Origin of the sequence: Novosphingobium sp. HR1a, assembly GCF_015594425.1 — a bacterium.
In the GTDB taxonomy this organism is placed as follows: domain Bacteria; phylum Pseudomonadota; class Alphaproteobacteria; order Sphingomonadales; family Sphingomonadaceae; genus Novosphingobium; species Novosphingobium resinovorum_A.
In genome coordinates this window covers 42-15,364 of the sequence record NZ_JABXWS010000024.1, presented here as the reverse complement: position 1 = coordinate 15,364, position 15,323 = coordinate 42, and the positions used below count along the sequence as shown (strand labels likewise).

General features: G+C 65.0%; 16 protein-coding genes. 5 read left to right on the top strand and 11 right to left on the bottom strand.

The genetic code is table 11. The features are described 5' to 3' along the window. Positions 1-122: 122 nt before the first annotated feature. Positions 123-1,388 carry an amidohydrolase family protein gene (locus HWN72_RS04515; protein ID WP_008829095.1) on the bottom strand — a complete coding sequence of 422 codons (1,266 nt, stop codon included), beginning with the start codon at positions 1,386-1,388 and terminating at the stop codon, positions 123-125. A gap of 191 nt (positions 1,389-1,579) precedes the next feature. Here HWN72_RS04515 and HWN72_RS04510 point away from each other — a divergent pair, with 191 nt between their 5' ends. Beyond that, positions 1,580-2,860, top strand: a complete 1,281-nt coding sequence (locus tag HWN72_RS04510) for a cytochrome P450 (RefSeq protein WP_069707458.1) — start codon at positions 1,580-1,582, stop codon at positions 2,858-2,860. A 134-nt stretch (positions 2,861-2,994) separates the two neighbouring features. Here the strand turns inward: HWN72_RS04510 and HWN72_RS04505 are convergent, their stop codons facing one another. The 6 genes from HWN72_RS04505 to ykgO form a co-directional block, all read right to left on the bottom strand. After that, positions 2,995-3,735, bottom strand: a complete 741-nt coding sequence (locus tag HWN72_RS04505; RefSeq protein ID WP_008829097.1) for a peptidase — start codon at positions 3,733-3,735, stop codon at positions 2,995-2,997. A 60-nt stretch (positions 3,736-3,795) separates the two neighbouring features. Then, a complete protein-coding gene (locus tag HWN72_RS04500) occupies positions 3,796-4,656 on the bottom strand; it encodes a transglutaminase family protein (protein WP_069707457.1) in 861 nt (286 codons plus the stop codon). A gap of 12 nt (positions 4,657-4,668) precedes the next feature. Further along, entirely contained in the window at positions 4,669-5,616 is a 948-nt protein-coding gene (locus HWN72_RS04495) for an alpha-E domain-containing protein (protein ID WP_069707456.1), read from the bottom strand. Positions 5,617-5,647: 31 nt separating this feature from the next. Continuing rightward, positions 5,648-7,084 (bottom strand): circularly permuted type 2 ATP-grasp protein, encoded by a 1,437-nt coding sequence (locus HWN72_RS04490; protein ID WP_008829100.1) that lies wholly within the window; start codon positions 7,082-7,084, stop codon positions 5,648-5,650. A gap of 77 nt (positions 7,085-7,161) precedes the next feature. Next, complete coding sequence (locus HWN72_RS04485) at positions 7,162-7,860, bottom strand: HAD family phosphatase (protein WP_231958121.1); 699 nt, start codon at positions 7,858-7,860, stop codon at positions 7,162-7,164. A gap of 85 nt (positions 7,861-7,945) precedes the next feature. Continuing rightward, positions 7,946-8,071: a type B 50S ribosomal protein L36 gene (ykgO, locus tag HWN72_RS04480; RefSeq protein ID WP_003046794.1), complete on the bottom strand. Its 126-nt coding sequence runs from the start codon at positions 8,069-8,071 to the stop codon at positions 7,946-7,948. Positions 8,072-8,277: 206 nt separating this feature from the next. On the opposite strand from ykgO, the gene HWN72_RS04475 reads away from it, so the two are divergent. The 3 genes from HWN72_RS04475 to HWN72_RS04465 all read left to right on the top strand — a co-directional run bounded on the left by HWN72_RS04475 (position 8,278) and on the right by HWN72_RS04465 (position 10,887). After that, positions 8,278-9,021: a DUF4136 domain-containing protein gene (locus HWN72_RS04475; RefSeq protein WP_069707455.1), complete on the top strand. Its 744-nt coding sequence runs from the start codon at positions 8,278-8,280 to the stop codon at positions 9,019-9,021. 121 nt (positions 9,022-9,142) lie between these two features. Then, complete coding sequence (locus HWN72_RS04470; protein ID WP_069707454.1) at positions 9,143-9,748, top strand: hypothetical protein; 606 nt, start codon at positions 9,143-9,145, stop codon at positions 9,746-9,748. Further along, on the top strand, positions 9,745-10,887 hold the full coding sequence (locus HWN72_RS04465) for a M14-type cytosolic carboxypeptidase (RefSeq protein WP_069707453.1): 1,143 nt from the start codon (positions 9,745-9,747) through the stop codon (positions 10,885-10,887). The genes HWN72_RS04470 and HWN72_RS04465 overlap by 4 nt, the downstream gene beginning before the upstream one ends. 206 nt (positions 10,888-11,093) lie before the next feature. Here HWN72_RS04465 and HWN72_RS04460 read toward each other — a convergent pair whose 3' ends face one another. The 4 genes from HWN72_RS04460 to HWN72_RS04445 all read right to left on the bottom strand — a co-directional run bounded on the left by HWN72_RS04460 (position 11,094) and on the right by HWN72_RS04445 (position 13,489). Beyond that, complete coding sequence (locus HWN72_RS04460) at positions 11,094-11,705, bottom strand: alpha/beta hydrolase (RefSeq protein WP_069707452.1); 612 nt, start codon at positions 11,703-11,705, stop codon at positions 11,094-11,096. A 137-nt stretch (positions 11,706-11,842) separates the two neighbouring features. Further along, positions 11,843-12,286: a cytidine deaminase gene (locus tag HWN72_RS04455; protein ID WP_156799748.1), complete on the bottom strand. Its 444-nt coding sequence runs from the start codon at positions 12,284-12,286 to the stop codon at positions 11,843-11,845. Continuing rightward, positions 12,283-12,999 carry a glycoside hydrolase family 25 protein gene (locus HWN72_RS04450; protein WP_069707451.1) on the bottom strand — a complete coding sequence of 239 codons (717 nt, stop codon included), beginning with the start codon at positions 12,997-12,999 and terminating at the stop codon, positions 12,283-12,285. Before HWN72_RS04450 ends, HWN72_RS04455 begins: the two co-directional genes overlap by 4 nt. 7 nt (positions 13,000-13,006) lie before the next feature. Next, positions 13,007-13,489, bottom strand: a complete 483-nt coding sequence (locus HWN72_RS04445; protein ID WP_008829108.1) for a UPF0262 family protein — start codon at positions 13,487-13,489, stop codon at positions 13,007-13,009. A 245-nt stretch (positions 13,490-13,734) separates the two neighbouring features. Between HWN72_RS04445 and HWN72_RS04440 the strand changes: the two genes are divergently transcribed. After that, complete coding sequence (locus HWN72_RS04440; RefSeq protein WP_008832094.1) at positions 13,735-15,249, top strand: replicative DNA helicase; 1,515 nt, start codon at positions 13,735-13,737, stop codon at positions 15,247-15,249. Positions 15,250-15,323: the final 74 nt, after the last annotated feature.

Below are 15,323 nucleotides of genomic sequence, written 5' to 3'. Positions count from 1 at the left end.
TGTCGCGAAGCGATGGGGAGGTGGCAGTCCGCAGGGCTGACGGAGGGGGTTCTCCCCTCCACCACCCGCTACGCGGGCGGTCCCCCTCCCCATTCCTTCGGAACGGGGAGGATTCTCCGGCGTCAGAACGGCAGGTTGTACAAACGCACCGCGTTGTCCTGCAGCACCTTCTTGCGGGTCGCGTGGTCATAGCCGCCCAACACGTCCTTCAGGTGCTCCTGCACGCCCGGATAGAGCGAGGTCGGGTGCGGGAAGTCGGTCTCGAACATGACGTTGTCGACGCCGATGATCTCCAGCAGATACTTGGGCGCTATCTTCTCGAACCAGAAGGTGCAGAAGAAGTGATCGCGGAAGTAGTCCCAGGGCTGCTTCTTGAGCACATCGCGCTTGATCGGCAGCATTTCGCGGAACTGGTGCTCCAGCGCCTCGACCGCGAAGGGCACCCAGCCCGCGCCGCTTTCGATCAGGCCGATCTTGAGCTTGGGATGCCGGTCGAGGCGACCCGAGACCATCCAGTTACCCAGCGTCGCCGCGTTACCGATCGAGAACATCGTCGCCACCACCGACAGCGTCTGCTCGAACTGGAAGCCTTCCCAGGTCAGGGTGTTGGGATCAATCGCCGCGTTTAGGTGGAAGTTCAGCGGCATGCCGGTCGCCTCGCACATCTCGAGGAACGGCGTCCAGTATTCGTAATTGAAGCTGGGCACGCCGACGCGCTCAGGCGTGTCGGGCAGCACGAAGCCCTTGAGGCCGAGATCGTGGCAGCGCCTCGCCTCGGTTTCCAGAGCCTTCTGGTCCCAGAACGGCAGATGCGCCATGTTGAAGATGCGCTGGCCCGAGGTCTCCTGGAACTCGGCCGAGGCGTCGTTGTAGATCTGGATGACCTTGAGCGCGAGGTCGAGGTCACCCAGGCTCATCAGCGAACCAGCCTGCGTCACGCCGGAATTCTGGAAGCAGATCTGCGCATGGACGCCCATATCGTCCATCGCCTGCAGGCGCGCCTTGAGTTCATGGCCCCCGGGATGCGCCTGCTCCAGCTTCGGGAAGGCCAGGCGCCCGAGCAGCTTGTTGTTGTCGGCGCGAATGACGTTGCCGCCCAGCGTGCCGAAGTCGCGGTCGCCCACGAACCAGCGGTCGGTGCCGTTGACCCGCTCCACGCGGGGCATCTTGTCCTTCCAGCCCGCTGGCGCGCGGCTGGTGAAAAGGTCCGGCGCCTCGGTGATGTGGGTGTCGGTATCGACGATCTTAATACCTTCGAACATCGGGTCGAGGCCACCAGACTGCGAGGCATAATCGACCTCGCGGATCACGCCGCCTTCGCTATATCCATCCGCCGACCAGTACTTGCGCGCGTTCTGCGCCATCTCCTGGGTTTCAGACTCGGCCATCACTCAATCTCCCGAAAAACAATTGCCTCTCATTTCGCAACCGGGCCGGGTTCGCACAATCGCGCAGGGCAACGCCGGGACGATGACTGGCATTGCGAGGCGCGAGACGGCGGGATTGCGTCGCTTGTCTCGCTTGCGGCCCTCTTGTTGCGGAGCGGCCATCCCGGCATCTATTCATCCGGGAGACGAACATGCCACAATCGCGAACGCTTGACGACATCCGCGTGGACTACGAAGCGCCGGACAACGTACCGAAGGACCGCATCGTAGATCTGTCCTTCGCGAACGGCAGCGAACCTAACGACCTCGTCGATCCCTACGAGCCCTTTGCGTGGCTCAACAGCGAGGATATTCCCCGTCTGCTCTACAATCCGCCGATGCGGCATGGCCTCGGCGCGATTTCGGGCAACCAGCGCGGCAACTGGGTGGTCTCGCACTATGCCGACATCGAGCGGGTCTATACCGACAACGACCACTTCTCGAACGCCGGGACGGCCGAGTTCCAGCGCCTGATCGGCGAGACCTTCAAGTCGATCCCTCTCGCCATCGACCCGCCGGACCACCAGAAGTACCGGCTCTATCTGATGCCGTATTTCAGCCCGGCGCGGATCACCCGCGACCTTGAACCGCGCATCCGCAAGGTCGTGACCGAGATGATCGACGCCGTCGCCGACAAGGGCGAAGTGGACATGGCCTGGGACTTCGGCCGGGTCTATCCGGTGCGCATCTTCATGGGCCTGATGGGCTTTCCCGAAGAGATGTTCGAGCAGTTCCTCGATTGGGAGTGGGAAATCCTGCACTCGGGCGACCTTGCCAGGATGCAGGCGGCGCTGCGCGGAGTTCTCGATTTCCTGCGCGCTTTCATTGCCGAGAAGGAGCGCGCGCCGGACGGCCATCTCGTCTCCGCGATCGCCCATGGCCGGATCGAGGGCCGACCCCCGACCGAGGACGAGAAGATCGGCATGGTCTGGTTCCTCTGGCTCGGCGGGCTGGACACCGTGGCCGCGACGATCGCGCAGATGTTCCGGCGCATGGCGCTCCAGCCGGAAATCCAGCGCACGATCCGCGAACGGCCCGAGCTTATCAACGGCGCGGTCGAGGAATTCCTGCGCACACAGCCGATCCTGTCATCCACGCGGACGGCGACGAAGGACTTCGAATGGCACGGGGTTCAGGTGCGCAAGGGCGATTCGTTCCAGTGCCTGAACCCGGCGGGCAACTTTGATCCAGCGCGCTTCGACGATCCGCGCACGTTCGATCCGGAGCGCAAGGCCAACCGGCATTTCACCTTCGTCGGCGGGGTGCACATCTGCCTTGGCGCGCACCTGGCACGGCGCGAGTTGCGGGTACTGCTGGAGGAATGGTTCAGCCGCATACCCGAGTTCCGGGCGAAACCGGGTGCGGATACGACGGTGTTCCCGGGGCTGCTCTCGATCCGTAACCTGCCGCTGGTGTGGGATGTAAAGACCTGAGGCCCACCCCTGCCCCCTCCCGTAAACGGGAGGGGAATGAGAGACCTGCACTTTGCCCTCCCGTTTACGCGAGGGCCGCGAGACTTGTGAGCGCAGCGAACTAGTCGCAGCGGGGTGGGCCTAAACCGAAGCCCTCAACCCATCCGATAATCCGGCAACCCGTCCAGCGCATTGCGCAGCGCCTCGCTCCAACTGGTCGACACCGACTGGAAGTACGGGTCCGAAGCGTCGATCCGCCGCTCGTGCCGGGGGGTGAAGTTGTCCCGCTCGATCACCAGCAGGTCAAGTGGCAGGCCCACCGACAAGTTCGCCTTCAACGTCGAATCGAACGACACCGTCATCAGCTTCACCGCGCTTTCGAAGCTCATGTCGCGGTCGTAGCCGCGGATGAGGATCGGGCGGCCGTACTTGGTCTCGCCGATCTGGAAGAACGGTGTGTCGAAGCTGGCCTCGATGAAATTGCCCTCGGGGTAGATCAGGAACAGGCGCGGTTCCATGCCCTTGATCTGGCCCGCCACGATCATCGAGGCGCTGAAGGTTCCGGCGGCGGCCTTCTGGCCGTTGTCGGTGGCGCGTTCCTCGATGATGTCCTGCAGCAGGTTGCCCACGATCGAGGCGACCTTGAACATCGTCGGTGCCTCGAGCAGCGAATTGTGCCGCTCGGAAGGGGCCTTGGTGCGCTCTTCCAGCTGGCTGATGACCGCCTGCGTGGTGGCGAGGTTGCCCGCCGTCATGACCGAGATGATCCGCTCGCCGGGAATTTCCCAGTGGACCATCTTGCGGAAGGTCGAGATGTTGTCGACGCCCGAATTGGTGCGCGTGTCGCTCATCAGGACGAGCCCGCGATCCAGCATCATGCCGACACAATAAGTCATGGTACTACGTCAAACCCCGTGCAAACCCGTGCCGCCCGTACCCCACCGTGCGGTGAGGGTCTAGCTGCCTTGCGTCTGCTGCTGCCCGCCCTGTGCGGACTGCTGCTGCATTCCTACCCGATTCTCATCTACCGATAGATGAACGTCGAGTCGGGTTTCTCCCGCCCCCATGGCGATGCCGGTGACCGGCGCGGCTTCGGAGTAGTCGCAGCCCGTCGCCACGCGGATATAGCGCTCGTCCGGACAGATCGCGTTGGAAACGTCGAAGCCCACCCAGCCGAGCCCGGGCACATGCGCCTCGGCCCAGCCGTGGCCGGCCTCCTGCTCGACACGGTCATCGATCCGAAGATAACCGCCGACGTAACGCATCGGCACGTCGAGCATACGTCCGGCGGCGATGAAGATATGCGCGTGATCCTGACACACGCCCTTCCCGGCCGCTAGCGCCTGTTCGGCAGTCGTTTGCGAATCGGTGGTGCCCGGCACGTATTCCACCTGCTCGCCGATCACGCTCGACAGGGTGTGGAGATAACCCAGGAGGTCGGAGCGATCGGCCTCGATTCCGGCGAGGAGCTGCCGCACCTTGGGACCGGGCTTCGTCAGCTTCGTCGGCCGCAGGAAGCACCACAGCGGCATAAGCCCGAAGTTCTGGCCGACGACGCCGTTGTTGTCGACCGTCCGGACGGTGCCCTCGCAAGTCACCACCACCTCCGGCACGCCCGGCTCGATCGAGACGAGATCGACATGATTGTAATGCTGGTCCTCGTAGGACGCCTGAGTGGCCGCGCCCTCCAGCGTCATGCGCCAGTCGAGCACTTCCTGCCCGTGCGTCGACTTGGGCTTGAGACGCAGGCGCTGCAGCCCGTGAGTCACTTTACCGGCGAAGGCATAGCGCGTGGCGTGCTTGACGGTCAGGAGCACTCTTGTGCCCTCCTACTCGCTGAACCGATAATCGGCGGCGATAGCGCTGCTGATCTCGATGGTCTTGCCGATGAAATCCTGCAGGAATTCGTGCAGGCCGGTCTCGAAAATCTCCTCGATCGAGGTCTGATGCAGCCTGGCCCCCGCATCGCGCAGCAATTCGTGCGCCGGAACCTCCACACCGTATTCCTTGGCAAGCCCCGCCATGTTGCTGCGGATCTTGTCAAAGCAGAACACAAGGCTGCGCGGGAACTGCCCATCGAGGATCAGGAACTTCGCGATGCCGCGCGGGTCCATCGAACCGGCGTTGAGCCACGAATAGGCCCGGTTGCCTGCCACCGAGCGCAGCAGCGTGTCCCACTGCACGTTGTCGAGGCTGGAGCCCACCCACGCCGCCGAGGGCAGCAAGACGTAGTACTTCACATCGAGGATGCGCGCGGTGTTGTCCGCCCGCTCGATGAAGGTGCCGATGCGCGAGAAGTTGAACACCTCGTTGCGCAGCATCGTGCCCTCGAGCGCGCCGCGCACCAACGTCCCGGTGCGGCGGATCTCGCGCAGCACTTCACCCAGACTCGTCTCGCGGACCGGCCGCGCGAGCAGTTCGCGCAAGTTCATCCAGCCTTCGTTGGTGGTCTCCCACACCGCATTGGTCAGGCTGGTGCGCACCACGCGCGCATTGGTCCGTGCGTTCTCGACCATCGCCAGTACCGAACCGGGATTGTCCTTTTCGCGCAGCAGAAAATTGAACACCTGTGGGCCGGTGAACTCGCTGTGGGTTTCACAATAGGCTTCAAGCTGGCCGGTCGTGGTGAGGACCGACTTCCACTCCTCGTCCTGCGACTGGCGACTACCCCGCGTCAGCGCGAGGTGAAAGCCCACGTCGATCAACCGTGCGGTATTCTCCGCGCGTTCGAGATAGCGGCTCATCCAGTAGACGCCGTTCGCGCCTCGGCCCAGCATCAGTTCTTGCCCCTGCTCATATCCACCGCGCTCATTCGTCCAGCACCCAGCTGTCCTTGGTGCCGCCCCCTTGCGAGGAATTGACCACCAGCGATCCCTTCTTGAGCGCCACGCGCGTCAGCCCCCCCGGCGTGATGTCGATTCCGTCGGGCGATACGAGCACGAAAGGCCGTAAGTCCACGTGCCGGGGCGCGAGGCCCTCCTTGGTGAAGATCGGCACGGTCGAGAGCGAGAGCGTCGGCTGGGCGATATAGTTGCCCGGCTTGGCGCGCAGTTTCTGCTCGAACTCCGCGATCTCCTTTTTCGAGGAAGTCGGGCCGATCAGCATGCCGTAGCCGCCCGAACCGTGCACTTCTTTGACGACGAGGTCCGCAAGGTTGTCGAGCACGTAGCCTAGCGAATCCGCCTCCGAACAGCGCCACGTCGGCACGTTCTGGAGGATCGGCTTCTCGCCGGTGTAGAATTCGACGATCTCGGGCATGTAGCTGTAGATCGCCTTGTCGTCGGCGATGCCGGTGCCCGGAGCATTGGCGATGGTGACGCCGCCCGAACGGTAGACGTCGAAGATGCCCGCGACACCCAGCACCGAGTTCGGATTGAAGGTCAGCGGGTCGAGGTAATCGTCGTCCACCCGGCGGTAGATCACGTCGATCGCCTTGTAACCGGTGGTCGTGCGCATGCATACACGCCCGTCCATGACGCGCAGGTCGCTGCCCTCGACCAGTTCCGCGCCCATCTGGTCGGCGAGGAACGCGTGCTCGAAATAGGCGGAATTGTAGATGCCCGGCGTCAGCACCGCCACGACCGGCCGCTTGCCGCCCTTGTAGGCCGCCGGGGCGCAGGCCCGCAGCGAACGGGCGAGGCGGCGCGGATAGTCGGAGACGGGGCGTACCGGAACTTTAGTGAACAGTTCCGGGAACATCGCCATCATCGTCTCGCGGTTCTCCAGCATATAGGAGACGCCGGAGGGCGTGCGGGCGTTGTCTTCGAGCACCATGAAGTCGTCCGGCCCGGTGCGGACGAGGTCGATGCCGACGATATGCGTGTAGACCCCGCCCGGCGGCGTGAAGCCGATCATCTGGCTGAGGAACGCCTCGTTGTTGCGCAGCGCCTCGATCGGCAGGCGGCCGGAACGGATGATCTCCTGACGGTGGTAGAGATCCTGCAGGAAGGCGTTGATCGCCCGCACCCGCTGCTCGATCCCGCGCGTCAGCTTGCGCCATTCGCGCGCGGTGATGATGCGGGGGATCATGTCGAAGGGGATCAGGCGTTCCTCGCCCGCGTCATCCCCATAGACGTTGAAGGTGATGCCGATGCGGCGGAAGAAGCGCTCCGCCTCGGCATCCTGCCGCCTGAGCCAAGTGGTGTCCTGACCGTCGAACCATTGGCGGAATTCTTCGTAAGCGGGACGTACGGAGCCGTCCGCGTTGAGCATCTCGTCGAAGTTCTTGCTGCCCGCAGTCGCCATTGTGACTCCCTGTTGACCGATTGATGCAACAGGAATCGGGACTTGCCAAGCTGTCTCGCTGCAAGTGCGAAATAATTTTAACCAGACGGTGAAGGCGGCGAAATCAGAGCGATTCGATCGTTAATACCCTTCGTCGTCCCGGACTTGATCCGGGACGACGCGAGCACCCCCCGCACCGCCAGATCTGCTCGCAGCGCGTCGGCGCCATCGAAGTGATGCACCTGCCAGCCGAGGTCGCGCGCAGCGGCGATGTTGTCGGCATTATCGTCTATGAATAACATCGCTGCCGGATCATGGCCGAAGCGCTGTGCGGCCAGGTCAAAGATACGCGCATCGGGCTTGAGCAGTTTCTCGTCGCCCGAGACGACGATGTCTCCGAACAGGTCGAACAGCGGCTCTCCGGCGCGGTATTCATGCCAGAACGCGCTAGCGAAGTTGGTGATGGCGAAGAGCGGCACGCCGCCCGCAGCCAGTTCGCGTACGATCTCGTGGCTGCCGGGGACGTTGCCGGGGATCGTCTCGCCGAAGCGCGTGGCGTAGGCGTCGAGCAGGTCGTCGTGCCCGGGAAATTCGGCCTTGCGGGCGGCGACCATCTCGGCGAGGTCGCGGCCGCCGTCGTGCTCGACGTGCCAGTCCTGCGTGACGACGTTGGCCATGAACCAGTCGAGCCGGTCGGGCTCGACGATCAGCTTGCCGAACAGCAGGCGCATGTCCCACTCGATCAGCACCTTGCCGACGTCGAAGACGACAGCATCAATTCCACGGACAGCAGACATGACAAGACCCCCGCGATCGGCGGGGGCCTCATGCACGCGACGAAACCGTCCGCCTGTTATCGCCCGCCGAAGCGGGCGGACAGGATCAGCCCTGGCGGGCCTTGAAGCGACGGTTGGTCTTGTTGATGACGTAAGTACGGCCGCGACGACGGATCACGCGGTTGTCCCGGTGACGGTCCTTGAGCGACTTCAGGCTGTTGCGAATCTTCATGGTCTATCTCGTCCGTGTCATCGTGGCGGTTACCGACCGCCGGAAATTCGAAGTGGCGCCGTTAGTGGTAGCCCGCGACAAAGTCAAGTGTTGCGGGCCGTTGCGGGCACCCGTGCCAACGCCTATCTTCGTTCAGGCGCGGGCAAGTTGCGGCCCGCATAAGATAAAACTTGGGCGCGACGCCACCGAATTCGGACCGGAACACAATGAAATTTCTAAAAGGCGCAGGAATCGCCGCAGGGATCGCAGCCTCGTTGCTCGCTTCCTCGGCGCAAGCCCAGTACGGCCCCGGCTGGGGCGGCGGAATGGGTGGCGGCTGGAACCGGCCCGGCTGGGGCGGCTCGATGCTCGATTCGCCGCGCATGCAGACCCGGTCCAAAGATTCGCGCGAAGGTCATGTCGAAGTAAGCCGCTTCGTCTCGCCCGACGCCGCTGCGGTGGCCGAACTGGGCCATGGTCCTGTCTCGGTCGAATCGGAATCGGGTGACGGTGCCTGGGTCGATGCGGGCGCGCGCCGCGCCTACGAGGCCGCGATCGTCGATGCTCTGGTCGGCGCCGGGTACGACACGCTCCATCCCGACACGCCGCAGCCGCAGATTACCAAGCTGCGTATCTCCCGTCAGGTGCTCACCCCGGCCGAGGAAAAGCGCAGCCCCGTCAGCGGCACCGCCGCGATGGAAGTGGGCACGTACGGGCAGGCTTACGGCCTTGGCATCAACATCGACATGACCAAGCCGCGCTCGGCCCTCGTCTCCACCCGGCTCGACGCGCAGATCGTCGATCGCGCCAGTGGCAAGGTGCTGTGGGAAGGCTACGCCACGATCGCCACCCGCGAAGGCGACGACAAGTGGCCCGACGGCATGATCGCCACCAAGCTGGCGGGCGCCCTCTTCGACAACTTCCCCAAGGCCGACGCGATCGGTCCCGACAGGGTCGGCCGCGCGGGATAAGACGGAACTGCCGGGCCCGGCTGCGGGTTATATAACGTCCGCTCAGGCTGAGCTTGTCGAAGCCCCCTCGGCAGGGCACTGAGGCTGCCTTACAAGGCCCCGCGAAGAGGACTTCGAAATCATGCGCACCCTGCCCGCACTGCTTGCCCTCACCGCCGCGCTGGCGCTCAACGCCTGTGTTGCCCCGATTGGTCCGGTCGAAGTCACCCGCTTCCACGCGCCCGACATGTCGCGCCTCGGCCGCGGTACGATCCGCGTCGAGCCCGCAACCGGGCAGGCCGACAACCTCGAATTCCGCACTTATGCCGCCGCCGTGGCGCGTGAATTGACACGCATCGGCTATACCGAACCGCTTCCCGGACAGGCAGCCAGCGCGCAAATCGCGTTGCTGACGCTGGAGCGCAACACCTACCAGCCCCAGCGCTCGAACAGCCCGGTGTCGGTCGGCGTCGGCGGCGGGACCGGTGGTTATGGCTCGGGCGTGGGCCTCGGTATCGGCTTCGATCTTTCCGGCAAGCCCAAGGAGCAGGTCGAGACGCGCGTGTTCGTCTCCATCCGCGATCGCGCCGCCGCTCCGACCGCCACCGCCTTGTGGGAAGGCCGCGCCGGCTTCGTGGTGCGCGGCGATTCGCCGCTCGCGCAGGCGCCGCTCGGCTCGGCGAAAGTTGCCGAAGCGCTGTTCAAGGGGTTTCCGGGACAGTCGGGCGAAACTATTCAGGTAAAATGACCGACATCCAGATCACCGCTTCGTTCGATTCCGGCAACATCGAAGTCCTCTCCGCCTCCGGCCCCGAGGCGAGCCTCGCGATCCGCAAGGATCACGAATCGGACTTCTTCCAGTGGTTCCACTTCCGCGTCTCCGGCGCGGCGGGCCGCGAACTGGTGCTGCGCATCAACGGCCTCAACGGCTCGGCCTATCCGATGGGCTGGCCGAACTATGACGCCGTCGTCTCCGAGGACCGCGAATACTGGAGCCGCGCGGAAAGCACGTTCGACGAAAGCCGCGACGGCGGCACCCTTACTATCCGCTACGAGCCGGTCGGCGACCTCGCATGGTTCGCCTACTTCGCGCCCTATTCGATGGAGCGTCACCACGACCTCGTCGCCGCGATTGCCGGTGCTGACGGCGTGTCGCATCGCTCGCTGGGCCTGACCCTCGACGGGCAGGCGATCGACTGCCTCGACATGGGCGACGGGCCGCTGCAAGTCTGGCTCTACGCCCGCCAGCACCCCGGCGAATCGATGGCGGAGTGGTGGATGGAAGGCGCGCTAGACCTGCTCGCCGATCCCGCCAGCTCGGTAGGCCGGGAACTGCGCAAGCGCTGCACCCTGCACGTCGTTCCCAACGCCAACCCCGATGGCTCGCGCCGGGGGCACCTGCGGACCAATGCCGTAGGCGTGAACCTCAACCGCGAATGGGCCGAACCCACGGCCGGGAAGTCCCCCGAAGTGCTGGCGATCCGTGATGCGATGGACGCAACAGGCGTCGACTTCGCCATGGACGTCCACGGCGACGAAGCGATCCCGGCGGTATTCCTTGCAGGGTTCGAGGGCATCCCCTCGCTAAAGCAGGAGCAGCAGGCAGGCTATACCCTCTATGCCGACCTGCTGGAGCGCCGCACGCCCGATTTCCAGACCAAGGTGGGCTACCCACTCACCCGGCCGGGCAAGGGCAACCTGACGATGTCCACCAACCAGTTGGCCGAGCGCTACGGCGCCGTGTCTATGACGTTGGAAATGCCGTTCAAGGACCACAACCCCGCCGCCGACAAGGCGCAGGGCTGGAGCCCGGAACGCTCGGCACAGCTGGGACGCGACTGCATGGCCGCGCTGCTGGAATGGCTGGTGGAGCGCGAAACGGCCTGAGCCGCGTGGTCCCGGATTTGCTCCGGGACCACGCGCCGTGAACTGCCGAAATGACGGCGTGTAATGCGGGGGCTTCGACAAGCTCAGCCTGAGCGGATTTGAGAGAATATCTCGATGCCGCTCAGGCTGAGCTTGTCGAAGCCCCCGCCGATGGCAGGTCCTAAAGACAGCCACTAGTCCCGGAGCAAGTCCGGCACGAAGACATCCTAGAACGCCGTTCGCCGGCGCTCCTCGCGAACCGTGCCGCTTGCCCAGTGCGGCTCGGCGAGTTCCACGCCCAGCGCACCGACGATGGACTGGAGCAGTACCCAGCCCTCGCCCCAGTCGCCGCGCGGCTCGTCGGCGATCGGGCAAGCCCCCCAGTCATTTGCCAGCCGCAGCATCGAGCGCTGTGCAGAACCGTCGAGATCGGCGACGAGGAACGAGGTGAACGGCAGCGGCTGGCGCGGGCAGGCACCGAAGGCGGCCAGGCGCGGGTCGGCGCCCGGAAGGTCCACGTTGGGCGCATCGACGATCAGCGCGCCGATTACGGGGCTTTCTGCCCCGGCCACCTCGAACTCCACCCACCAGGCAAGTGCCAGCGCGGCGATGTCGTCGGTCACGATCACCACCGGCCGATCGGCACGGCGGATCGCGAGGTTCAGCTTGTTCACCCAGGTATTGCGGTGCGGCTCATCCCAAAGGCCGAGTTCCACCACGCGGCAGTGCTCGCTCCACTGTGCCCAGCGGCTCATCCAGTGTTTGGGGGTAAGCGGCGTGCCGGGCACCAGCAGGATAAGCGGCGTCTCGCGTTCAGGTAAATTGCGAAGCGTTGCCATGGGAATCTCCAGTTGATCGAGCTTCCGCCGGTCGACTCTATGTGTCCCGACTGGCCTGGAGACTATCTCAACTTGAAAGGTAGACAATAGGACATGCGACGGATGGTGCCTGCCCGTCGCCGTGTGGGACCGGGTGTTCAGCCCAGGTTCGCAGGTCCGAAGGCGTAAGGCAGCAGTTCGGAGAGCCGGGTTTCCAGCACGCCTTCGGCGCCGTCGCACCAGACCACGGGGTCAGTGCCGCCAAGCTGCGCGATCTCGTTGATGATCTGGCGGCAGCGCCCGCACGGCGTCACCTGAGGCCCCTGCCCGGCCGCGCCTGGCGCGCCGCCGGTGACGGCCAGGGCCTGCAGCTGCGGCCGGTCGCCCGTCGCCAGAATCCCGGCGATCGCGACCGTCTCCGCGCAGAGCGACAGGCCATAGCTCGCGTTCTCCACGTTGGCGCCGGTCACCAAGGTGCCGTCGGCCAGCAGCAGCGCTGCCCCGACATGAAAGTTGGAATAAGGCGCATAAGCTCCGGCAGCGGCCTTGCGGGCGGCCGCCATAAGGGTGTCGCGGGTGTCGTCGTTCATGTCGGTAGTCATGGCAGCACGACTACCCAGCGCAGCCCCCCTTGCGCAACCTCGTTGGCGAGCGAATGGTTCGCCGTCCACATCGTCCAGGGCCGGCCCGCATAGCCCGGCTCGAAGCGATCCTGCACCAGCCACAGGTTACGGTCGAGCTTGTGGGCGATGGTGTAGCGCGATTGGAAGGCCGGCGTGACCTTGAGGATCACCGGCTTGCCCGCGTGAGTTTCGACCTGATTGAGGAAGGTCATCAGCTCGCTCTCGACCCGCGCGTCGGAGACTTTCACCGGGCAGTCGTCGGCCAGCATGTCGAGTTCGACGGCGGGCGGCAGCAACTTGGCGTCGCGCGGGACGGTGGTGACGAAGTTCGCCGCTTGCGTTCCCGCAGGCTGGCATGGATCGTAGCGGTGGAGCGCCCCCACCTGCATGCCCGCCGCCTTGGCCGCCTCGAAGTTGTCCACGAAGGCCGGATCGCGCGCGAAAGCGCTGGCGCTCGCGTCGATATAGGCGAAGTCGGCGCCGATGGCCTTTAGCGACTTCCAACTGACCTCGCCGTCATCCACGCCGATCTCGACGCCTTGTAGCGGGTAGACGGCGCGCTCCGGCGTCCAGTGACGCAAGTGCCACCAGCCCCATGCCCCGGCGACGATCGCCACGAGCGCGAGGGCGCCCAGTGCGCGCCACAACAGCCCCCTGCCGCCCGAAGCGGTCCTTGTCTTGCGTGCCACGATGTCCCCTTCAGCCGCGGATATGCAGGACGCAGATCAGCGTGAACAGCCGCCGTGCCGTGGGGTGGTCGGTCTCGACCTTGCCCTGCAGGCGTTCGAGCAGCAGTTCCGATGCCTCGTTGTGGATCGCGCGGCGGGCCATGTCGATGGTTTCGATCTCCTGCGCGGTCGCCTTGCGAATCGCCTGGTAATAGCTCTCGCAGATCGCGAAATACTCGCGGATCGGCCGCCGGAATCGGGCGAGGCCGAGCACCAGCGTCTCCAGCGCCGCTCCGTTATCGGCGGTGATTTCCAGCGACAAGCGCCCGTCCTGTACCGAAAGCCGCAACCGGTAAGGGCCCTCGTGCCCCGCCTCTGATGAGCGCAAGGGCTTGAAGACATTGTCTTCTATGAGATCGAAGATGGCGATGCGCCGTTCCTGCTCGATATCGGCATTGCGCCACAGGATGGTCGCATCGTCGAGTTCGATGTGGGAGATACGCGGGTCGGCCATTACGGCACGCCCTTTACGCGGTTGCGGCATGGGCGGGCAAGTGGGCTTTGGATTGAGTGCGAAGGGGAAAACCCACCCCCAACCCCTCCCGCTTGCGGGAGGGGAGCGAGACTTGGGCCGCAGGCCCTAGTCGCAGCGGGGTGGGCAGCGCCGCACACAGCCCACACACATCCACAGCTTGTGGATTAATATCCCTCCCCGCCTGACTTGTTCGCGCAGCGCTGCCGGAGCATTGTCCGGCGCTTATGGTCCAGCCTGTTGCCCTTGCCCGTACCGATGGTGCGGAAGTCCGAACCCTGCCCGCGAACGTCGAGGCGGAAGCCGCGTTCCTCGGCGCGGTCCTCATCGACAACCGCGTGATCGAGGAACTGCAGACCCCGCTCACCCCGCTCCATTTCTTCGAGCCCGTCCACGGCCGCCTCTACGAGCGCATCCTGCAGCTGCTAGACCGCAAGGCGGTGGTCACGCCGGTCACCCTGCGCCCCTATTTCGAGGCCGACGAATCGCTGAAGGCGCTGGGCGGCGTCGCCTATCTCGCCCGGCTTACGGCAGACGGCCAGGGCCTGCTCGCCCCGCGTGAGCTGGCCGAGCAGATCTACGACCTTGCCCTGCTGCGCGAACTGATCTCGGTCGGCCGCAATCTGGTCGAGAGCGCGATGGATACCTCCGAATCGGTCGAGCCGATGGAGCAGATCGAGCACGCCGAAGCCGCGCTCTACAAAGTGGCCGAAGGCGCCGCGACGCAGAACGAGGCCAAGAGCTTCGGCTCCGCCACCCGCGTCGCGATCCAGGCGATCGAAAAGGCGTTCAATTCGGGCGGCCACATCTCGGGCAAGACCACCGGCCTCACCTCGGTCAACCAGAAGATCGGTGGCCTTCACGATTCCGACCTTATCATCCTTGCCGGGCGTCCCGGCATGGGCAAGACCTCGCTGGTCACCAACATCGCCTTCAACACCGCGCAGCGCTACGTCGACGACACCGTGCGCGACGGCATGCCGCACGAGAAGTCGGTGGGCGCGCCGGTGGCTTTCTTCAGCCTCGAAATGAGCGCCGACCAGCTAGCGACACGTATTCTGGCCGAGCAGTCCAACATCAGCTCCGAAGCGCTGCGCATGGGCAAGATCAGCCGTGAGGACTTCCAGTCGCTGTCCTTCGCCAGCCAGCGCCTTGCCGAACTGCCGCTCTACATCGACGACAGCCCCGGCCTGACGATCGCCGGCCTGCGCACCCGCGCCCGCCGCCTCAAGCGCCGCCACAACATCGGCCTCGTCATCATCGACTACCTGCAGCTGCTGTCCGGGTCGGGCCGCGCCAACGACAACCGCGTGAACGAGATTTCCGAGATTTCGCGCGGCCTCAAGACGCTGGCCAAGGAACTGGGCGTTCCGGTGATCGCGCTCTCGCAGCTCTCCCGTGCGGTGGAACAGCGCGACGACAAACGCCCGATGCTGTCCGACCTTCGCGAATCGGGCTCGATCGAGCAGGACGCCGACATGGTCTGGTTCGTCTACCGCGAAGACTACTACGTGAAGGCAACCGAGCCCAAGTTCCCCAGCGACACCGACGGCGTCGATGTCAAGGACAAGTGGGAGACCTGGCGCGCCAAGATGGAGGAGGTCACCGGCCTCTCCGAACTGATCATCGCCAAGCAGCGCCACGGCGCCACCGGCAAGGTCCGCCTGCGCTTCGAGGCGCGCATCACCAAGTTCTCCGACCTCGCCCCCGACGACATGCGCGCCGCATTCGAAAGCGACTGACCGCGCAAATCCTCCCTGTCGCGCGGCGATGGGGAGGTGGCAGCGCGAAGCGCTGACGGAGGGGGTAGTGCTTT